Origin of the sequence: Streptomyces sp. NPDC013187 (assembly GCF_042899705.1) — a bacterium.
Taxonomy (GTDB): Bacteria; Actinomycetota; Actinomycetes; order Streptomycetales; family Streptomycetaceae; genus Streptomyces; species Streptomyces hawaiiensis_A.
In genome coordinates, this window is sequence record NZ_JBIBAF010000013.1 from 142,665 (window position 1) to 162,623 (window position 19,959).

Sequence of the window (19,959 nt, forward strand, 5' to 3'; positions counted from 1 at the left end):
CGACGCGAACCCCGGAGAGCGCTCAGCTCTCGCGCTTCTCCTTGATCTTCGCGGCCTTGCCGCGCAGCTCGCGCAGGTAGTACAGCTTGGCGCGGCGGACGTCACCCTTGGTGACGAGCTCGATCTTCTCGACGATCGGGGTGTGCACCGGGAAGGTGCGCTCGACGCCGACGGAGAAGGAGACCTTGCGGACCGTGAAGGTCTCGCGCACGCCGGAGCCCTGGCGGCGGATCACGACGCCCTTGAACTGCTGCACACGGGAGCGGTTGCCCTCGATGACGCGGACGTGGACGTTGACCGTGTCGCCCGGGCGGAAGGCGGGGACGTCGCTGCGCAGCGACGCGGAGTCGACGGTGTCGAGCAGGTGAGACATGAGTCTGCTTTCCTCGCTGATGCCACAGGTCATCAACGGAAACTAGGTGTTTCGGATCAGGGGTGTGCGGGTCGGGGCGGACGTCGTCTCCCCCTGTGGCAGGGGCGCACGCCGGACGGACGCACAACAGCTGGCTATTCTTCCACGCCGTCGGTCCTGCGCCAAAATCGGCCGTACGGCTCCCCCGCCGGGTCGGGTGCCCAGCCCAGGATGGAGAGCATCTCGCGGTCCTTCTTGTCGAAGGCCTTGGGGTCGCAGCGCTCGATGAGGTCGGGCCGGTGGGCGGTGGTGCGCTTGAGGGCCTCGTCGCGGCGCCAGCGGGCGATCTTCCCGTGGTGGCCGCTGAGCAGCACGTCGGGGATGTCACGGCCGCGCCACTCGGGGGGCTTGGTGTAGACGGGCCCTTCGAGCAGGTTCGCCATGGCGCCGGGCGCGAAGGAGTCGTCCCGGTGGGATTCGGCGTTGCCCAGGACGCCGGGCAGCAGTCTCGCCACGGCTTCTGTGACGACGAGGACGGCCGCCTCGCCGCCGGCCAGGACGTAGTCGCCGATGGACACCTCGTACACCGGCATCCGGGTCGCGTACTCGTCGACGACGCGGCGGTCGATGCCCTCGTAGCGGGCCGGGGTGAAGATCAGCCAGGGGCGCTCGGAGAGGTGGACGGCGAGTTCCTGGGTGAAGGGCCGGCCGCTGGGCGTGGGAACGATGAGGGCGGGTGCCCGGGAGCCCGTCTCGTAGCCGTCGGCGAGGACGGAGTCCAGTGCGTCTCCCCACGGCTCGGTCTTCATGACCATGCCCGGGCCGCCGCCGTACGGGGTGTCGTCGACCGTGTTGTGCCGGTCGTAGGTCCAGGAACGCAGGTCGTGGACGTGCACATCGAGCTGTCCACGCGCGCGCGCCTTGCCGACGAGGGAGACGTTCAGCGGTTCCAGGTACTCGGGGAAGATCGTGACGACGTCGAGGCGCATTACGACTCTTCCTGGCCGGAGGCGTCGTCCCGGCTGGACGCGATCTCGGCACGGTCGTCGATCAGGCCCGGCGGCGGGGTGATGACGGCCTTCTGCTCCTCGAGGTCGATCTCGGCGACGATCTCCTCGACGAAGGGGATCATCACCTCGCTGCCGTCGGGGCGCTCCACGATGAACAGGTCCTGGGTGGGCAGGTGCGAGATCTCCGTGATCCTGCCGACCTCGGTGCCGTCCGCCGTGACCACATCGAGGTCGATGAGCTGATGGTCGTAGTACTCGTCCTCGCCCTCGGGCAGTTCCTCCGGGTCGATCTCGGCGATCAGGAGGGTGTTGCGCAGGGCCTCGGCGCCGGTTCGGTCGCTGACGCCCTCGAAGCGCAGCAGGAGGCGGCCGCTGTGGACGCGGCCCGTCTCGATGGTGAGCGGTCCCGCGGATGCGGGATCGGTGGTGAGTACGGCACCGGGGCCGAGCCTCAGTTCCGGCTCGTCGGTCCGCACCTCGACGGTGACCTCACCCTTGATGCCATGGGCACGGCCGATCCGTGCGACTACCAGCTGCACGTGTCCATTCTCCTGTCATACGACTACGGGCCGGGGACGGCCCTGTGGCCCTCCCCGGCCCGAGCCGGTGCTGCTGCGAAAGCTTCAGCGGACGTGGTCCACGTCGACGAGGTCGACACGGACGCCTCGACCGCCGATGGCGCCCACGACGGTACGCAGGGCGCGTGCGGTGCGGCCGTTGCGGCCGATCACCTTGCCGAGGTCGTCCGGGTGGACCCGGACCTCGAGCACGCGACCGCGACGCAGGTCGCGCGAGGCGACCTGCACATCGTCGGGGTTGTCGACGATGCCCTTCACGAGGTGCTCGAGAGCCTCCTCGAGCATGCTCAGGCCTCGGTCGAAGCGGACTCGGCGGCCTCGTCCTTCTTCTCAGCCTTCTTCTTCTGGGTGATCGCCTCACCCTTGCCCTCGTCGTCGCCGCCGATGGCCTCGAACGACGGGCGCGCGGCCTTCTCGGGCTGCGTCAGCAGCGGAGCCGGGGCGGGCTCGCCCTTGAACTTCTGCCAGTCGCCGGTCTTCTTGAGGATGGCCATCACGGGCTCGGTCGGCTGGGCGCCGACACCGAGCCAGTACGCCACGCGCTCGGCGTCGACCTCGATCACCGACGGGTTGTACGTCGGGTGGTACTTGCCGATCTCCTCGATGGCCCGGCCGTCACGGCGGGTACGGGAGTCGGCGACGACGATGCGGTAGTGAGGCGAACGGATCTTGCCCAGACGCTTCAGCTTGATCTTGACTGCCACGGGAGTGGGTTCTCCTGGATTTGACGTGGTTGGGCACGGCGAGAATGCCGCGTGGGGTTGCGGTACCCGAGTGCCCGATGGACGCGTCAGCCGGAGGCGAGAGGGTTCCTGTGCGGCTGTCGAGTACAGCTAGCCATTGTGCCACACCCGGCGGGTCGCTCCGGGCCGGGGGCAGGATCCGCTGCGCGGGCATGCCGACGGCGCACCCGGCGTGGGAGGTGCGGCACGTCCGGGTGCGCCATGGCCCGAGCTTTACGCCGAAGACCGGCAGCCACGAGATGCCGGTGCGGGGCGTCAGCTCGCTACCGCTCCGACGATGTCCGGGATCCGGAACGGCTTGCCGCAGCCGCCGCAGACGATCGGGGCCTGGGCGAGGACGGACGGGACGACCCGGACGTTGCGACCGCAGTCGCATACCGCCTTGACGCGGACACCGCCGCCGGAGGAGCCGTGCCGGGCGGCCGGACCCCGGAAGGTGCGGGACGTGTCGGAGGAGGTCGCGGCGGTGTGCGCCTTCAGGGCGCGCTGCAGACGCTCCATCGTCGGGCGGTAGCGGCGCTTCGCCTCAGGGGTGAGCGTGACCAGGGAGAAACCGCTGCTGGGATGCGGTTCCTCGGGGTGGTCCAGGCCCATCTCCTCGGCGATCGCGAGGAATCTGCGGTTGTGGTAGCGGCCGGCACGGGAGGTGTCGCGGACGCCGCGCGAGGCGGCGATGCCATGGACTGCCTCATGGAGCAGTCGCTCGAAGGAGAGCTCGTGACCGCACGCGGACGACGACTCCCCGATCAGGGACTCTGGCGCGGCAAGGTCGGGCAGCTCGGGGTGGTACCGCTGAATATCGGCCCACGCCTGTGCCAGCTCTGCGGCGAGTACAGGTGGTGTCTGTGTCGTGCTCACGTAATGACAACGAGCTGGGGTGCCCCAGTGTTCCGATTCCGGGCCATCCCAAATAATTTGCACGTACCCGTCAGTTGCCTCTGATGCGTCCCGACGAGGGCGGGTGCGCAGATCTGCGGATAAGCCTCGCAGCTCACCACAAGATGGTGCGTAGTCCCGCGTACGCCCCGGCGCGTAGAGCGCATCCGCGCGCCGAGGCGACAGAGGTGCGTGGATCCGCAAGAGACGTTTCGGTCGCTTGTGCCTCACTCAGTAAGCGCGTGCGACGACCGCGACGTTACCGGGTGCGTCGTCGGCGTCCGGCACCGACCCGTCCTCGGCGACCAGACACCGTACGGTCACCGCGTGATCGGCGAGCCCGGCCTCGCCCTGGGGGCCGAGCGCGGCCCACGGAATGCGCGCCCAGCCTCCCGCCGTGGCGGCCTCGACGGCCTCCGCCGGGGTCGAGACCTCGGTGGTCCGGGACTCTCGGCGCTCGCGGGACTGCCGGAGCAGCAGGGCTTGGTCCTCCTCGAGGATCTTCGGGAGCAGTTCGGCGAGGTCGTCCAGCGGCACCGGCTCCTTGCCGCCGGGGATGCGGCGGGCCAGCATCGCGGTGCCGTTCTCCAGGTCGCGCGGGCCGATCTCGATCCGGACCGGCACGCCCTTGAGCTCCCAGTCGACCGCGCGACGGCCGAAGGGGATGTCGGTGCGGTCGTCGACGTGAACGCGGACACCGGCCGCCTTCAGCCGGTCACCGAGCTCACGGACCCTGGCCAGAACCGCCTCGTCCCCCTTGATCGCGAGCACGACGGCCTGGATCTGCGCCAGCCGGGGCGGGACGCGCAGGCCGTTGTCGTCGCCGTGCATCATCACCAGGGCGCCGATCATGCGGGTCGTGGAACCCCAGGAGGTCTGCCAGACCAGCTCCTGCCGGCCGTCCTTGGACAGGTACCGGGTGTTGAAGGCCTTCGCGAAGTTCTGGCCCAGTTCGTGGCTCGTTGCCATCTGCAGAGCCTTGCCGTCGCCCATCATGCCTTCGAGGGTGAGGGTGTTGATCGCGCCGGCGAACCGCTCCCTGACGGTCTTGCGGCCGGGGACGACGTCCATCGCCAGGACGTTCAGCATGAAGTCCTCGTAGACCCGCCGGTGAATATGCGCGGCGAAGTCGCGCGCCTCGTCGTACGTGGCGTGCGCGGTGTGGCCCTCCTGCCAGAGGAACTCGGAGGTCCGCAGGAACAGGCGGGGCCGCAGTTCCCAGCGCACGACGTTCGCCCACTGGTTGATGAGCAGCGGCAGATCGCGGTAGCTCTGCACCCACTTCGAGAAGTACTCGTTGATGATCATCTCGGAGGTGGGCCGGACGACGGCGGGCTCTTCGAGCTCTTTGCCGCCGCCGTGGGTGACCACGGCGAGCTCGGGCGCGAAGCCCTCGACGTGGTCCGCCTCCCGGGCGAGGTAGGACTCGGGGATCAGCAGGGGGAAGTACGCGTTCTGGGTGCCCGTCTCCTTGATGCGGGCGTCCATCTCCGCCTGCATCCGCTCCCACAGCCCGTATCCGTACGGTCGGATGACCATGGTGCCGCGCACCGGCCCGTTGTCGGCGAGCTCCGCTTTGGTGATCAAGTCCTGGTACCAGCGCGGGAAATCGTCCGCCCGGGGGGTGAGAACAGGTGCCTTCGCCATGGCGAGATGGTACGGGCCCACGTTGCCGGAATGTGAAATCTCGCCATAGGCACATGACAACTCACAAGCCCTGCCGCATTCCACTGGACGACGGGTCGAGGGGGGAGTTTCCTGGCATACGGGGGTAGTGCGAGCGCACTGTCACGGGGGCCATGGAATCGGGCAAGAGGCAACTCTCGGCGGATTGGGGCGCTTACTTATGACACCTACGCTCGTGCGGCAGCACCTGCCTCACGCGGGGACCGCACCCCGCGTGGACCTGCGTGCACGCGCGCGTGACTGGTCCGAGATCCAGGAGCGGATGCTCGTACCGCTCTACGAGGCCGTCTACGAGCGACTGGACGTGGGACCCGCGACGCGGCTGCTCGGCCTCGGCTGCGGTTCCGGGCTCTCCCTGCTGATGGCCGCCGCCCGGGGAGCGGCGGTCACCGGTGTCGACGCTTCCCCCGAAAGAATGGCCCTGGCGCGGGAGCGGCTGCTCCCCGAGGCGGCGTCGGGGACGCATGCGCGTCCGGACGCGCGCCTGGTCGACGGCTCGCCCCGGGACACCGCGGAGCCGGGCGCTCCCGGCTACAGCCTGGTGACCGCCTTCGAGCCGATCGGGTGCCTGGCGGGCGACTCGGAGGGGCTGGCGGGAGCACTCGCGGAGGCGACGCCGCTCGCCCGGCGCGGCGCGGCCGTGGTGCTGGCGGGCTGGGGCCCGCCGGAGCGCTGCGCCACGGCGTCCGTGATGCGGGTGGCCACGAAGCTGGCGGAGCCGCAGCGCACCTCGGGCAGCTGGCGCCCCGCCCGCCGCGACGACCTGGAGGACGTCGCCCACCGGGCCGGGCTCAGGCCGGACGGGTCGGGGCGGGTGGCGTGCCCCTTCGGGTACGCCGACGTGGACAGCGCGGTACGCGGCCTGAAATCGACGGGTCTGTTCGACGCGGCGATGACGGCGACGGACCAGGCGCAGGTCGACAAGGAGCTGACCGAGGCCCTGCATCCGCACCGGCGACAGGACGGGACGGTGTGGATGCCGAACGTGTTCCGGTACCTGATCGCCCGGACACCCTGACCACAGCGCTCCCGATGCAGGTGTGAATGGTGTGAAGAAAACACCAAGGTGAGTTCTTGGTTCCACCAAGTGGATCATGAACGCTTCATGTGATCCACCGCTCGGGGGACCTACACATCTGCATACAGGAGTTGCTGTGCCGCACCACCAGACCGCGCTGCGCCTCATCGCGCCCGTCGCCGTCCTCGCCCTGACGCTCACCGCCTGCGGGGGCGGCGACGACACCGCCGACGCGAAGAGCACGGGCACCGCCCAGGCCAAGGCCTCGCCGTCGCCGGAGCCCGCCTCCGGCGGCGAGATGGAGGCCGGCGAGAGCGCCACGGGCAAGGTCGCCGAGGACCCGGGCGCGGTCACCTACGAGGTCCTGGCGCAGAAGGTCGAGGTGGGCACCGAGGCCGAGGCGGCCAAGGCCGTCTCCGAGCCGGACAAGGTCAAGGGCAAGGCGCTGGCCGTGGCGTACGTGAAGTACACGCACAAGAGCGGGCCCGCCCTCACCGAGGGCTCCGACGTGCACGACGGCACGACGGTCTTCGCCGACGGACAGCGCGGCTCGGTCCTCATCGGCGCGTCCGAGGACGCCGCCGGCTGCGAGGACCCGTACGACGTCGAGAGCTGGAAGCAGGGCGAGAGCCATGTCTTCTGCGAGACGTACGTGGTCCCGGCGAACGCCAAGAGCGTCGAGGTCCGCTGGTCCGAGGAGGACGGCGAGCCGTACGTCTGGAAGTTCCCGAACGGCTGACCGGCCAAGCACCGGCACACCACTGAGGGCGCCCCCTCCTAAGAGAAGGGGGCGCCCTCAGTGCCGTTCGGACGGGCCGTCAGCCCATGAACTTCTTGAACTCATCGGGCAGTTCGAAGTCCTTGCCGCCCTGCTGCGGCAGCCCGAAGGCGCTGCCGCCCTCGGCCGCGGCGGCCCGGCGGGCGGCCTCCTCCTGCTCCTGCTGCTTGCGCTTCATCGGGTTGCCGGAGCGCTGCTTGCCCTTGGCCTGCTTCTGCTTCTTCTTCGTCCGGCCGGGGCCGCCGCCCATGCCGGGCATCCCCGGCATCCCGGGCATGCCGCCGCCCTGGGCCATGCGGGACATCATCTTGCGCGCCTCGAAGAACCGCTCGACGAGGTTCTTGACCGCGCTGACCTCGACGCCGGAGCCCTTGGCGATGCGTGCGCGGCGCGAGCCGTTGATGATCGTCGGCTCCTGGCGCTCGGCCGGGGTCATCGACTTGATGATGGCGGCCGTGCGGTCGACGTCCCGCTCGTCGAGGTTGTTGATCTGGTCCTTCATCTGGCCCATGCCAGGCAGCATGCCGAGCAGCTTGGAGATGGAGCCCATCTTGCGGACCTGCTCCATCTGGGCCAGGAAGTCGTCCAGGGTGAAGTCCTGGCCCTTCTTGGACGCCAGCTTGGAGGCCATCTTCTCGGCCTCTTCCTGGCTGAACGTCTTCTCCGCCTGCTCGATCAGGGTGAGCAGGTCACCCATGTCGAGGATGCGGGAGGCCATCCGGTCAGGGTGGAACGCGTCGAAGTCGTCGAGCTTCTCGCCGTTCGAGGCGAACATGATCGGCTTGCCGGTGATCTGCCGGATCGACAGGGCCGCGCCACCGCGGGCGTCACCGTCCAGCTTGGAGAGCACCACGCCGTCGAAGCCCACACCGTCGCGGAAGGCCTCGGCGGTGTTGACGGCGTCCTGGCCGATCATCGCGTCGACGACGAACAGGATCTCGTCCGGGGAGACCGCGTCGCGGATGTCCGCGGCCTGCTGCATCATCTCCTGGTCGATGCCGAGGCGGCCGGCGGTGTCCACGATCACGATGTCGTGGACCTTCGACTTGGCGTGCTCGATGGAGTCCTTGGCGACCTTGACCGGGTCACCGACGCCGTTGCCCGGCTCGGGGGCGTAGACCGAGACACCGGCGCGCTCGGCGACGACGCTGAGCTGGTTCACGGCGTTGGGGCGCTGGAGGTCACAGGCGACCAGCAGCGGCGAGTGGCCCTGCTCCTTCAGCCAGCGGCCGAGCTTGCCCGCGAGGGTGGTCTTACCGGCACCCTGCAGACCCGCCAGCATGATCACGGTGGGCGGCTGCTTGGCGAAGCGCAGACGCCGGGTCTCGCCGCCGAGGATGGTGACCAGTTCCTCGTTGACGATCTTGAGGACCTGCTGGGCGGGATTCAGCGCCTTGCTGACCTCGGCGCCGAGGGCGCGCTCCTTGACGTTCTTGATGAACGCCCGGACGACAGGAAGCGCCACGTCCGCCTCGAGCAGCGCGATCCGGATCTCGCGCGCCGTGGCGTCGATGTCCGCCTCGGAGAGCCGTCCCTTGCCGCGCAGGTTCTTGAAGGTCGCTGAGAGGCGATCGGAAAGAGTATCGAACACGGCGCTCGCGGTCCTCGGGGTCGGTGGCTACAGGGAATCGCCCTCCAGGGTATCCCGGCGTGACAAGTCGCCGGGTCGGCCTCACCCCCGCAGTGTCTCCTCCAGCTTCCGCGCCACCGCCGCCGCCTCGTCCCCGGGCAGCGGCGCGCCTTCCGGACCGGTCACGTAGAAGGCGTCGACGGCGTTGGCGCCCAGCGTCGAGACGTGGGCGCTGCGGACCTGCACGTTCGCGTCCTCCAGGGCGCGGCCGATGCGGAACAGCAGGCCCGGGGCGTCCTGGGAGCGGACCTCGATGACCGTGGCCAGCCGGGAGGCGGCCGGGTGGACCGACACCCGGGCCGCGGGGGCGATCACGCCCCGGCGGCGCGGATAGGCCGCGTCCCGTTCGGCGAGGCGGCCGGCGATGTCCAGTGAGCCGTCCAGGGCCCTGACGAGGTCCGAGCGCAGCCGGGCGGCCTGCGGCAGCGAGCCGTACTCGGCCGCGACGCGCCAGTCCAGCAGCAGGACGGAACCGTCCACGCCGTCCGGGAGGTGCAGGGAGCGCAGCTCCGCGGTGCGCACGGTCAGCCGGTGCATGGCGAGGACACCGGCCACCGCGGGCAGCACCCCGGGCTGGTCGGGTACGGCGATGAGCAGCTCCACGCCGAGCGGCTCGGGGTCGCCGGACGGCTCCTGCCCGGCGGGCGGCTCGGTCTGGGCCCGCAGCGACAGCACCGGGCTGCCCGTCGCCGCCGCCTCCAGGGCGAGCCGCTCCTGCTCGGCGGTCGGCGCGGCCTCCTCGGGGTCGTCCGGGGCGTCGCCGGCGAGCACCGCCGAGACCCGTTTGACCAGGTCGGCGACGAGCGAGCCGCGCCAGGACGACCAGGCGGCCGGGCCGGTGGCGAGGGCGTCCGCCTCGGTGAGCGCGTGCAGCAGCTCCAGGGTGCCCTCGGAGCCGACGGCCTCGGCGACGGAGCGCACGGTGGCCGGGTCCTCCAGGTCGCGCCGGGTCGCGGTGTCGATGAGTGTGAGGTGGTGCCGTACGAGGGTGGCGATGACGGTCACGTCGTGGCGGTCGAAGCCGATACGGGTGGCCACGTCCTTGGCGATGATCTCGCCCGCCACGGAGTGGTCGCCGGGCCAGCCCTTGCCGATGTCGTGCAGCAGCGCGGCGACCAGCAGCAGGTCGGGGCGGCTGACCCGGCGGGTGAACTCGGAGGCGCGCACCGCGGTCTCGATGAGGTGCCGGTCGACGGTCCACAGGTGCACGGCGTTGCGCTGCGGGCGGCAGCGGACCCGCTCCCAGTCGGGCAGCAGCCGGGTGATCAGCCCTTCCGCCTCCAGCGCCTCCCAGACGTCGATGGTGGGGCGGCCGGAGCCGAGCAGGGTGACGAGCTGCTCACGGGCCTCGGCGGGCCAGGGCGTGGGCAGCGGGCGCACGGTGGCCGCCAGTCGCCGTACGGCGTGCAGGGAGAGCGGGAGTCCGGCCTGCGCGGCGGCGGCCGCGGCACGCAACGGCAGCACGGGGTCGCGCTCGGGGCGCGCGGCACGGGCGAGCACCACCTCGCCGTCCTGCTCCACCACTCCCTCGGCCAGCGGAGAGCGCTCGGCCGTCGGTTTCCCGCCGCCCAGGGCGCGCCCGCCGCCCAGCATGGCGCGCAGCCGGGGCCGCACGGCGCGCGACCGCAGGACGCGCCCCACCTCGCGCCAGGTGACATCACTGGCGTACGAGACGACCCGGGCCGCCTCGTACACCTGCCGCAGCAGGGTGTCCGCGTCGAGCAGGCCCAGCTCGGCGGCCACCTGGTCCTGCTCCTGGAGGGCGAGCCGGTCGGTGGCCCGCCCGGTGGCCAGGTGCAGGGCGTCCCGGACGTCCAGGAGCCGGCGCCGGGCGTCGGCCAAGCCTTCGCGCGGGGCGTCGGCGAGCCAGGAGGCGGCGACGGCGCGCAGCGCGGTGGCGTCGCGCAGTCCGCCGCGGGCCTCCTTCAGGTCGGGTTCCAGCAGGTACTGCAGCTCGCCCTGGCGCTCGGCGCGTTCGGCGCACAGTTCCTGGAGTTCGGGGAGGCGTTTGGGGGCCTGGTTGCGCCAGTCGGCCAGGACCGCCGTGCGCAGCGATGAGGTGAGGCCGAGGTCGCCGGCGATGTGCCGGGCGTCGAGCAGTCCGAGCTGGACCTTGAGGTCCTCGCCGGCGGTCTTGCGGGCCTCGGCCGGTGTGCGGACGGAGTGGTCGAGGTCCAGGCCCAGGTCCCAGACGGGGTACCAGAGCCGGTCGGCGAGGGCGGCGACGGCCTTGGCGTCACTGCCGTCGTGCAGCAGGAGGAGGTCGAGGTCGCTGCGCGGGGACAGCTCGCCGCGCCCGTAGCCGCCGACGGCGACCAGGGAAGCGCCGCGCAGCCCCTCGGCGCCCGCCGCGAACAGGCCGGTGAGCCAGTCGTCCGTGAGGTCGGCCAGGGCCGCACGGCGCGGCGGCCCGGACCGCGCCTCCTCGGTGAGGAGACGCAGCCGGGCCGCCGCGTAGCCGCTGGGTCCCGAGTCCTCTGCTTCCTTCTGCACGTCCGTACCCGTCACCCAGCGACTCCTGTTCCGTTGCCTGCCTCGAGGGTCTTCAGAGCGCGTCGGGGCCGCGCTCGCCGGTCCGGACCCGTACGGCCGTGTCGACCGGGATCGACCAGACCTTGCCGTCACCGATCTTGCCGGTGCGGGCCGCCTTGACCACGACGTCGATCAGCTGCTCGGCGTCGTCGTCCTCGACCAGGACCTCGATGCGGATCTTGGGGACCAGGTCGACGGTGTACTCGGCGCCCCGGTAGACCTCGGTGTGGCCCCTCTGACGACCGTAGCCGCTGGCCTCGGTGACCGTCAGACCGTGTACGCCGAAGGCCTGCAGGGCCTCCTTGATCTCGTCGAGCCGGTGCGGCTTCACGACGGCGGTGATGAGCTTCATGCGTCCACCTTCTTGCTCGCGGCTGCGGCGACGGGGGCCGTGACGGCCGTCTTGGCGGCGCCGCCACCGGCGCCGCTGAAGTCGTATGCGGTCTCGGCGTGCTCGGCCTGGTCGATGCCGGCCACCTCGTCGTCCTCGGTGACCCGCATGCCCATGGTCTTGTCGAGGATGAAGGCGAGGACCGCGGAGACGATCAGGGAGTAGGCGAGCACCGCGAAGACACCGGCGCACTGCTTCCAGAACTGGGTCAGGCCGCCGCCGTAGAAGAGGCCCTCGACGGTGGACTGGCCCTTGCCGCTGGCGAAGAGGCCGATCAGCAGGGAGCCGAGGACACCGCCGACCAGGTGGACGCCGACGACGTCCAGGGAGTCGTCGTAGCCGAACTTGTACTTCAGGCCGACGGCCATGGCGCACAGCACACCGGCGATCGCACCGACGGCGATGGCGCCGAGCGGGGTGACCGCGCCACCGGCCGGGGTGATGGCGACCAGGCCGGCGACCGCGCCGGAGGCGGCGCCCAGCGTGGTGAACGCGCCGTGGCGGATCTTCTCGTAGATGAGCCAGGCCAGCATGGCGGCGGCGGTGGCGACCTGCGTGTTGACGAACATCAGCGCGCCCACGCCGTCGTCGTTGCCGAGCCAGGAGCCGGCGTTGAAGCCGAACCAGCCGAACCACAGCAGACCGGCGCCGAGCATGACCAGCGGCAGGCTGTGCGGGCGCATCGGGTCCTTCTTGAAGCCGACGCGCTTGCCGATGACGAGGATCACGCCGAGCGCCGCGGCACCCGCGTTGATGTGCACCGCCGTACCACCGGCGAAGTCGATGACGCCCAGCTCGAAGGCCCAGCCGCCGGCGCCCCAGACCCAGTGCGCGACCGGGAAGTAGACGACCGTGGCCCACAGGGCGATGAACAGCGCCCAGGCGCTGAACTTCACGCGGTCCGCGAGGGCACCGCTGATCAGGGCGGGGGTGATGATCGCGAACATCAGCTGGAAGACCAGGAACACGAACACCGGGATGGTGTAGCCGGGCCACAGCTCCGTCAGGCCGATGTTGCCGAGGCCGACCCAGTCGGAGTTCCAGCCGATGAGGCTGCCGGAGTCGGTGCCGAACGCCATGGAGAAGCCGTACAGCACCCACAGGATGGTGACGATCCCGAGGCTGATGAAGCTCATCATCAGCATGTTCAGGGTGCTCTTGACGCGGACCATGCCTCCGTAGAAGAAGGCCAGGCCCGGCGTCATGAGCATCACCAGGGCGGAACAGATGAGCATGAACCCTGTGTTCGCGGCAGACAGCTTGGGCGCTTCTGCGGCAAGGGTGATGGCTGGTGCCATCGGCGTCTCCTCGTCATTGGTACGGCCCCGTGCGGGCGAAGCCTCGAGCGGAATGAGGGGTGGGCCGGTTATGCGCCACGAGATTGGCGCAGCGCGGTTTCGGTCGAAGCCCCTCGTTGTTTCGCGACCGTGACGAAGGCGCGTTCTGTGTTACGCGTCGATGAACTGCCCGCCTGCGGGCGAGCCGATCGTTATCGTGGCGCAACCTTCGGCTTTCAGGGAGCCGTGGGCGCACAGACCGGCCGCGGTCGGCCTTCCGATGACCTGGCATGGGGGAGCCGAGTCGGGCAGTTCGGGAGGGCCGGCCGCGGCCGGGGTTCAGGAGGTCGGACGGCTTCTCAGACCGCCTCGGCGGTCTCGGGCAGTTCCGCCGCGAGCCGCTCGGTGAGGTCGACGACCGCGCCGAGGTCGCCGAATTCACGGGCGGCGGTGTCGACCGTCTTCCGGATGCGGGTGTTGACGCGCTCGGAGCGGACCTTCTTGGCGACCTGCATGGCCTCGGTGGCGAATACCGTGCTCCGCTCGGGCTCGCCCTGGAGGAGGTGCACCGTGGCCATGCCGATCAGGTTCAGTGCGTACGAACGCTGGTGCTCGCCGTCCTCGGCGAAGAGCTTCACCGCCCGGTTCATCAGCGGCTCGGCCAGCGAGGCGTACGTGGGACTGCGGCCGGCGACGTAGGCCAGGTCGCGGTAGGAGTGGGAGTTCTCGCCGTGCAGCTCGGCCTCGGAGAAGAAGCGGATCCAGTCGGGGTCCGGCTCGTCCCACTCGTCGGCCTCGGAGAAGGTGTCCTCGGCCATCCGCACCGCCCGCTTGCACTTGCCGGGCTGCCCCATGTTGGCGTAGGCGCGGGCCTCCATCGCATACAGCATCGACTGGGTGCGCGGGCTGGCGCAGTCGCGGCTTCCGTACTGCGCGAGGTGGATCAGCTCCAGCGCGTCGTCGGGCCGGCCGAGGTGGATCATCTGGCGGCTCATGCTGGACAGCACGTACGAGCCGAGCGGCCGGTCGCCCGCCTCCTTGGCGGCGTGCAGCGCGAGGACGAAGTACTTCTGCGCGGTCGGCTGGAGCCCGATGTCGTACGACATCCAGCCGGCCAGCTCGGCGAGTTCGGCGGCGACCTTGAACAGGCGGCGGGTGGTGGACTCCGGCTGGGGCTCCTGGAGGAGGTCGGTCACCTCGTGCAGCTGGCCGACGACCGCCTTGCGGCGCAGGCCGCCGCCGCACTGGGCGTCCCACTGCCGGAACATCACCGTCGTGGACTCCAGGAGGTCCAGCTCGGGCCGGGAGAGCCGGCCGCGGGCGCGACCGGCGCCGCCCGCGGGCTCGGGCTCGGAGCGCGGTGCCGGCGGCGAGGGGACGAGCCAGCGCTGCATGGGCTCGATGAGGGCCGGGCCCGCGGAGAGGGCCAGCGAGCTCCCGAGGAAGCCGCGCCGCGCCAGCATGAGGTCGCTGCGCGAGAACTCGCTGAGCAGGGCCACGGTCTGCGGGCCCGTCCAGGGCAGGTCGACGCCGGTGGCGGAGGGCGACTGGCGCGCGGTGCGCAGACCCAGGTCCTCGACGGAGACGACGACGCCGAAGCGCTCGGAGAACAGCTCGGACAGGATCCTGGGGATCGGCTCGCGGGGGTTCTCGCCGTCGAGCCAGCGGCGCACCCGCGAGGTGTCCGTGGAGATGTGGTTGGCGCCCAGCTGCCGTGCCCTGCGGTTGACCTGGCGGGCGAGCTCGCCCTTGGACCAGCCGCTGCGCACGAACCAGGAGGTGAGCAGCTCGTTGGGGCGCTTGTCAGCGTGCGTCGCGCTCGCAGCGTTCGTCCCGCTTCCGCCGTTGCCGCTCACTGGAACGCCCCCATCCCTGAGACCACTTGTCGCCGAGTGCGCCAAGCCCTATCAGCATGCCGGTTCGTACGGCCGTCCGTCCGGCCCTTGTCACCCTTCGAACGGAATGACGACTTGCCTCCGGCATACCCACGAGCGCAAGCACCCCCAGGGCTCGTGCACACAGAGTAATCCTACGATCACCCGCCCAGCCACGGCCCACACGGAAACGCCACCATTCGCCACCCCTTCGAATGAACTCACGTACGCCTGGGCGCGATTCACTTGACACAACACAACCAGTAGTGGGTGCAGCGATGCACTTGGGGGCGCGCGTCGCTGGGCACGCCACCCCGGGCGCATCCGGGCGCCGAGTGGGCGGGCCGCCATCGGGAAGGCGGAAACAGAGAGTCACACACTGCGTCCGCTGCGTAACCACCGGGCGCCGGACCCGTTGGAGGGGGCATGGGCTTCACGATCGGCATCAACCGTGGCATGCGCGACATCCGGTCCGGCTCACGCCGCCGCCGCACGTCGGACGGCACGGCCGTGGCCGAGTACACCGGACTGTGGGGCTGGGACGTGGTGCCGGGCGCCCGGGCCTCGGCGGGCGCCTGCTCCTGCGGCCGCAGCGACTGCCCCGCGCCGGGCGCGCACCCGCTCGATTTCGCGCCGCTGCTCGCGGCCGGCGCGACGCTGGACGCCGTGACCGAGACATGGGGCGAGTTCCCCGGCGCCTCGGTGATGCTGCCGGTCGGCCGGGCCTTCGACGTCATCGAGGTGGCCGAGCCCGCCGGCTGCCGCGCGCTGGCCCGGCTGGAGCGCATGGGCCTGCCCGTCGGCCCGGTCGCCGCGACCCCGGACGGCCGCGCGCACTTCTTCGTCGCCCCCGGCGCCGCCGCCGATCTCCCCGGCCTGCTGTACCGCATGGGCTGGGACGACCCGGACTCCCTCGACCTGCGGGGCCTCGGCCCGGGCGCGTACATCACGGCACCGCCCTCCGACCGCGGCGGCCTGGGCCCGGTGCGCTGGCTGCGCTCCCCCGCCCTGGACTCGGCGTCCCGGCCGCCGGAGGCCCGCCTGGTGCTCGGCACGCTGGCGTACGTGGCACACCGGTCGCGGGCGTAGGCGCGGGCGAGGCCACAGAGCGAAGCGCCCGGCCCCGACTGCACCTCGGGGGCGGGCGCTTCTCGCGCAGGTACGGTTCTTCGCAGGTCGTGCCGCGGCTGGTGCCGAGCTCACTCCCCGATAAGGGCGTCAACGAACGCCTCCGGCTCGAACGGCGCCAGGTCGTCCGCGCCCTCGCCCAGCCCGACGAGCTTGACGGGGACGCCCAGCTCGCGCTGGACCGCGACCACGATGCCGCCCTTGGCCGTGCCGTCGAGCTTGGTGAGCACGATGCCGGTGATGTCGACGACCTCGGAGAAGACCCGGGCCTGCACCAGGCCGTTCTGGCCGGTGGTGGCGTCCAGGACGAGCAGCACCTCGTCGACCGGGGCCTGCTTCTCCACGACCCGCTTGACCTTGCCGAGCTCGTCCATGAGTCCGGTCTTGGTGTGCAGACGGCCGGCGGTGTCGATGAGCACGACGTTCGCACCCATCTCCTTGCCCTCCTTGACCGCGTCGAAGGCCACGGAGGCCGGGTCGCCGCCCTCCGGCCCGCGCACCGTGTGTGCGCCGACGCGCTCGCCCCAGGTCTGGAGCTGATCGGCGGCGGCGGCGCGGAAGGTGTCGGCGGCGCCGAGCACGACGCTCTGGCCGTCGGCCACCAGGACGCGGGCGAGCTTGCCGGTGGTGGTGGTCTTTCCGGTGCCGTTGACGCCGACGACCATGACGATGCCCGGCTTGCGGTCCTCCGGCTCGGTCTTGACCACGCGGTCCATGTCGCGGCCGACCAGCGTGACCAGTTCCTCGCGGAGCAGGGTGCGCAGTTCCTCGGGGGTGCGGGTGCCGAGCACCTTCACACGTTCACGCAGCCGGTCGACCAGTTCCTGGGTGGGCTGCACGCCGACGTCCGCGGTGAGCAGCGTGTCCTCGATCTCCTCCCAGGTGTCCTCGTCGAGGTGCTCGCGCGACAGCAGGGTGAGCAGCCCCTTGCCGAGGGCGTTCTGCGAGCGGGAGAGCCGGGTCCGCAGCCGGACCAGGCGGCCGGCGGTGGGTTCCGGGATCTCGATCTCGGGAGCTTCGGCGGGCGGCTCCTCGACTACGACCGGAGCCGAGCCGTCCGGGAGATCCACCTCCTCGATGGTGCGCCGCGGTTCGTCCTGCGGCGTTTCGGCCTCGTCGCCGACGTGCGGCTCGGCCGGTGGGGCGGTGATGTCGGGCGCTGCGGGCGGGGGCGGGGGCAGCTGCTTCTTGCGCCGGCTGCCGACGATGAGCCCGCCGAGCGCGCCGAGCACGACCACGGCGATGACTACAGCAAGGATGACGATGTCCATAACGGGTCCAGTATCAGTCATGGGGCCCCGGGTCACCCCGCTCGCACCGCCCCGCCGGGCCGGGCGCCGCCGGATCTCCACACCCCTGGATGTCTGACGCTGCGTCAGCTAACGTCCCCCCGGACACCCGCCCGGCGGAGGGAGACGCCCCATGCCCGTCACGGTCGCACGCTTCAACCTCGTCGCTCCCGGGGCGACGCCCGCCGAGCTCGGTGCCCGCTACCGGGCGGCCCTGGAGATGGCCGCGTACGCCGACGACCGGGGTGTGAGCACCGTGCAGACCGAGGAACACCACGGGGCGGACAACAACTGGCTGCCGTCGCCGTTCGCCTTCGCTGGGGCCGTCTTCGGTGCGACCCGGCGTGTCGCGGTGACCGTGTCGGCGATCATCGGCCCGTTGCACGACCCGCTGCGGCTGGCCGAGGAGATCGCCGTGCTGGACCTGCTGAGCGGCGGGCGGCTGGTGACGGTCGCCGGAATCGGGTACCGGCCCGAGGAGTACGAGCAGTTCGGGGTGGACTTCGCCCGGCGCGGGAGACTCCAGGACGAGCTGCTGGAGACCCTGCCGGCGGCCTGGACGGGCGAGCCCTTCTCCTACCGGGGCCGCACGGTCCGTGTCACCCCGCGTCCCTGCACCGAACCGCACCCGCTGCTCCTGGTCGGCGGCTCGTCCCGGGCAGCGGCCCGCCGCGCCGCCCGGCTCGGACTGCCGTTCTTCCCCAGCGCGCATCTGCCGGAGCTGGAGACGTACTACAAGGAGCTGCTCGTCGAGTACGGCACCGAGGGCTGGGTGATGATGCCCGCCGCCGAGACGCCCCTGCTGCACGTGGCGGAGGATCCGGACCGGGCCTGGGCGCAGTACGGGCGGCACTTTCTGCACGAGGCCCGGACGTACGCCTCCTGGCAGCCGGGCGGGATGCGCTCGGCGGTGAAATCGGCCGCGGCGACGGTCGAGGAGCTGCGCGCGGAGGGCGTGTACCGGATTCTCACCCCGGAGGCGTGCGTGGCGCTGGGGCTGCAGTCCTACGTCCTGCATCCGCTGGCGGGCGGGATGCCGGTGGAGGAGGGGTGGCGGAGCCTGCAGCTGTTCTGCGAGCGGGTGCTGCCGCGGCTGGGGAGCTGACGAGCGCGGACAACCGGTGGTCGGACGCGGCTTCGGGGTGATCCGCTGACGACGACCTGGAGATCGAGGCCCTCGTCCGGTGAACGACGGACCGCCGCCCCGGCTCGGGCAGTGGCCGAACCGGGGCGGCGGCGGGTTACGGGGAGAGGGGCAGCGGGGACTTGGCCCCTTCTCCCCGAGTCGGGGGCGGGGCTAGCCCATCTCCTCCAGGGCCTTGCCCTTCGTCTCCTTGACGAACTTCAGGACGAACGGGATCGAGAGCGCGGCGAACGCGGTGTAGATCACGTAGGTCGCGGAGAGGTTCCAGTCGGCCAGCGACGGGAAGCTCGCGGTGATGGCCCAGTTGGCGATCCACTGCGCGGCGGCGGCCACACCCAGGGCGGCGGCGCGGATCCGGTTCGGGAACATCTCGCCGAGCATGACCCAGACGACCACACCCCAGGACAGGGCGAAGAAGAGGACGAAGACGTGCGCGGCGATCAGGGCGATCCAGCCCTGCGTGGCCGGCAGCTTGCCGTCGACGAGGTGGTAGGAGAACGCCCAGGCCTCCAGCGCCAGGCCGACGACCATGCCGACCGAGCCGATGATCGCGAGCGGCCGGCGGCCGATGCGGTCGACGAAGATCATCGCGATGACGGTGCCGACGATGTTGATGATCGACGTGGTGAAGGAGTAGAAGAACGAGTCGGCGGGGTCGACGCCGACCGACTGCCACAGCGTCGCGGAGTAGTAGAACGCGACGTTGATGCCGACGAACTGCTGGAAGACCGACAGGCCGATGCCGATCCAGACGATCGGCTTGAAGAAGAAGCCGCCGCCGAGCAGGTCCTTGAAGCTCGCCTTGTGCTCGCTCTTCATGGCGCCCTCGATCTCGGCGACACGGGCGTTCAGGTCGACGTCCTTGCCCTCGACCTCGGCGAGGATCTCCCGGGCGCGCTCGTGCTTGCCGACGGAGATGAGGAAGCGCGGGGACTCGGGGATGGCGAAGGAGAGCAGGCCGTAGAGAACGGCCGGGACGACCATGACGCCGAGCATGACCTGCCAGGCCTCAAGCCCCATCAGCTTGCCGCGCTGGTCACCGTCGGCGGCGTTCAGCAGACCCCAGTTGACCAGCTGCGACACGGCGATGCCGATGACGATCGCGGCCTGCTGGAAGGAGCCGAGCCGGCCGCGGTAGGCGGGCGGGGCGACCTCGGCGATGTAGGCCGGGCCGATCACGGAGGCCATGCCGATGGCGAAGCCGCCGACGACACGCCAGAAGGCGAGGTCCCACAGCGCGAAGGGCAGCGCGGAGCCGACGGCGCTGACGGTGAAGAGGGCCGCGGCGATCTGCATGCACCGGATGCGGCCGATGCGGTCGGCTATGCGGCCGGCGGTCGCGGCGCCCACGGCGCAGCCGATGAGGGCGATGGCGATGACCTGGGCGAGGGCCGCGGAGCCTACGTCGTAGCGGTCACGGATGGCCTCGACGGCGCCGTTGATCACGGAACTGTCATAGCCGAAGAGGAAACCGCCCATCGCTGCTGCCGCCGCGATGAAGATGACGTGCCCGAGATGATCGGGGTGAGCCGTCCGGGCTCCTGACTTGGGTGCCTGCGCTGTGCTGGTCACGTGTACTCCTCGGGCCACCGGCAACGCTGCCGGAGGGGATCAGCCCTTCGAGGTGCCACCTGAAGGTACCTGAAGGTAAAA

General features: G+C 71.0%; 18 protein-coding genes. 4 read left to right on the top strand and 14 right to left on the bottom strand.

What is annotated here, in order from left to right:
* Positions 1–22 precede the first annotated feature (22 nt).
* The 7 genes from rplS to proS form a co-directional block, all read right to left on the bottom strand.
* Positions 23–373: a 50S ribosomal protein L19 gene (gene rplS / locus ACFY5B_RS27160; RefSeq protein ID WP_003993262.1), complete on the bottom strand. Its 351-nt coding sequence runs from the start codon at positions 371–373 to the stop codon at positions 23–25.
* Positions 374–507: 134 nt separating this feature from the next.
* Positions 508–1,341 (bottom strand): tRNA (guanosine(37)-N1)-methyltransferase TrmD, encoded by an 834-nt coding sequence (gene trmD, locus ACFY5B_RS27165; RefSeq protein WP_389973766.1) that lies wholly within the window; start codon positions 1,339–1,341, stop codon positions 508–510.
* The gene (gene rimM / locus ACFY5B_RS27170; RefSeq protein ID WP_389973769.1) at positions 1,341–1,901 is read right to left on the bottom strand and encodes a ribosome maturation factor RimM; all 561 of its coding nucleotides are present in this window, start codon (positions 1,899–1,901) and stop codon (positions 1,341–1,343) included. The genes trmD and rimM overlap by 1 nt, the downstream gene beginning before the upstream one ends.
* 84 nt (positions 1,902–1,985) lie before the next feature.
* Positions 1,986–2,225 carry an RNA-binding protein gene (locus tag ACFY5B_RS27175; protein ID WP_005479813.1) on the bottom strand — a complete coding sequence of 80 codons (240 nt, stop codon included), beginning with the start codon at positions 2,223–2,225 and terminating at the stop codon, positions 1,986–1,988.
* A gap of 2 nt (positions 2,226–2,227) precedes the next feature.
* Positions 2,228–2,644, bottom strand: a complete 417-nt coding sequence (rpsP, locus tag ACFY5B_RS27180) for a 30S ribosomal protein S16 (protein WP_030852064.1) — start codon at positions 2,642–2,644, stop codon at positions 2,228–2,230.
* Between the two features lie 294 nt (positions 2,645–2,938).
* Complete coding sequence (locus ACFY5B_RS27185; protein ID WP_053668740.1) at positions 2,939–3,541, bottom strand: hypothetical protein; 603 nt, start codon at positions 3,539–3,541, stop codon at positions 2,939–2,941.
* 249 nt (positions 3,542–3,790) lie between these two features.
* Positions 3,791–5,206 carry a proline--tRNA ligase gene (proS, locus tag ACFY5B_RS27190; RefSeq protein WP_389973773.1) on the bottom strand — a complete coding sequence of 472 codons (1,416 nt, stop codon included), beginning with the start codon at positions 5,204–5,206 and terminating at the stop codon, positions 3,791–3,793.
* Positions 5,207–5,405: 199 nt separating this feature from the next.
* Here proS and ACFY5B_RS27195 point away from each other — a divergent pair, with 199 nt between their 5' ends.
* Positions 5,406–6,263 carry a class I SAM-dependent methyltransferase gene (locus ACFY5B_RS27195; RefSeq protein WP_389973776.1) on the top strand — a complete coding sequence of 286 codons (858 nt, stop codon included), beginning with the start codon at positions 5,406–5,408 and terminating at the stop codon, positions 6,261–6,263.
* A gap of 136 nt (positions 6,264–6,399) precedes the next feature.
* Positions 6,400–7,002 carry a hypothetical protein gene (locus tag ACFY5B_RS27200; RefSeq protein WP_389973779.1) on the top strand — a complete coding sequence of 201 codons (603 nt, stop codon included), beginning with the start codon at positions 6,400–6,402 and terminating at the stop codon, positions 7,000–7,002.
* Positions 7,003–7,081: 79 nt separating this feature from the next.
* On the opposite strand, the gene ffh is transcribed toward ACFY5B_RS27200, so the two are convergent.
* The 5 genes from ffh to ACFY5B_RS27225 form a co-directional block, all read right to left on the bottom strand.
* Entirely contained in the window at positions 7,082–8,632 is a 1,551-nt protein-coding gene (gene ffh / locus ACFY5B_RS27205) for a signal recognition particle protein (protein ID WP_389973782.1), read from the bottom strand.
* Positions 8,633–8,713: 81 nt separating this feature from the next.
* Complete coding sequence (locus tag ACFY5B_RS27210; RefSeq protein ID WP_389973785.1) at positions 8,714–11,179, bottom strand: [protein-PII] uridylyltransferase; 2,466 nt, start codon at positions 11,177–11,179, stop codon at positions 8,714–8,716.
* Between the two features lie 37 nt (positions 11,180–11,216).
* Positions 11,217–11,555 (bottom strand): P-II family nitrogen regulator, encoded by a 339-nt coding sequence (locus ACFY5B_RS27215; protein WP_003993253.1) that lies wholly within the window; start codon positions 11,553–11,555, stop codon positions 11,217–11,219.
* Positions 11,552–12,892 (bottom strand): ammonium transporter, encoded by a 1,341-nt coding sequence (locus tag ACFY5B_RS27220; RefSeq protein ID WP_389973788.1) that lies wholly within the window; start codon positions 12,890–12,892, stop codon positions 11,552–11,554. The genes ACFY5B_RS27215 and ACFY5B_RS27220 overlap by 4 nt, the downstream gene beginning before the upstream one ends.
* 338 nt (positions 12,893–13,230) lie before the next feature.
* Positions 13,231–14,727: a hypothetical protein gene (locus ACFY5B_RS27225; RefSeq protein WP_389973791.1), complete on the bottom strand. Its 1,497-nt coding sequence runs from the start codon at positions 14,725–14,727 to the stop codon at positions 13,231–13,233.
* A 444-nt stretch (positions 14,728–15,171) separates the two neighbouring features.
* Between ACFY5B_RS27225 and ACFY5B_RS27230 the strand changes: the two genes are divergently transcribed.
* A complete protein-coding gene (locus tag ACFY5B_RS27230; protein WP_389973794.1) occupies positions 15,172–15,834 on the top strand; it encodes a bifunctional DNA primase/polymerase in 663 nt (220 codons plus the stop codon).
* Positions 15,835–15,944: 110 nt separating this feature from the next.
* Here ACFY5B_RS27230 and ftsY read toward each other — a convergent pair whose 3' ends face one another.
* Complete coding sequence (gene ftsY, locus ACFY5B_RS27235; RefSeq protein ID WP_389974057.1) at positions 15,945–17,144, bottom strand: signal recognition particle-docking protein FtsY; 1,200 nt, start codon at positions 17,142–17,144, stop codon at positions 15,945–15,947.
* A 151-nt stretch (positions 17,145–17,295) separates the two neighbouring features.
* Here ftsY and ACFY5B_RS27240 point away from each other — a divergent pair, with 151 nt between their 5' ends.
* A complete protein-coding gene (locus tag ACFY5B_RS27240; protein WP_389973797.1) occupies positions 17,296–18,267 on the top strand; it encodes an LLM class flavin-dependent oxidoreductase in 972 nt (323 codons plus the stop codon).
* Positions 18,268–18,459: 192 nt separating this feature from the next.
* Here the strand turns inward: ACFY5B_RS27240 and ACFY5B_RS27245 are convergent, their stop codons facing one another.
* Positions 18,460–19,878, bottom strand: coding sequence for a sugar porter family MFS transporter (locus tag ACFY5B_RS27245; protein WP_389973799.1), 1,419 nt, complete (start codon positions 19,876–19,878; stop codon positions 18,460–18,462).
* Positions 19,879–19,959: the final 81 nt, after the last annotated feature.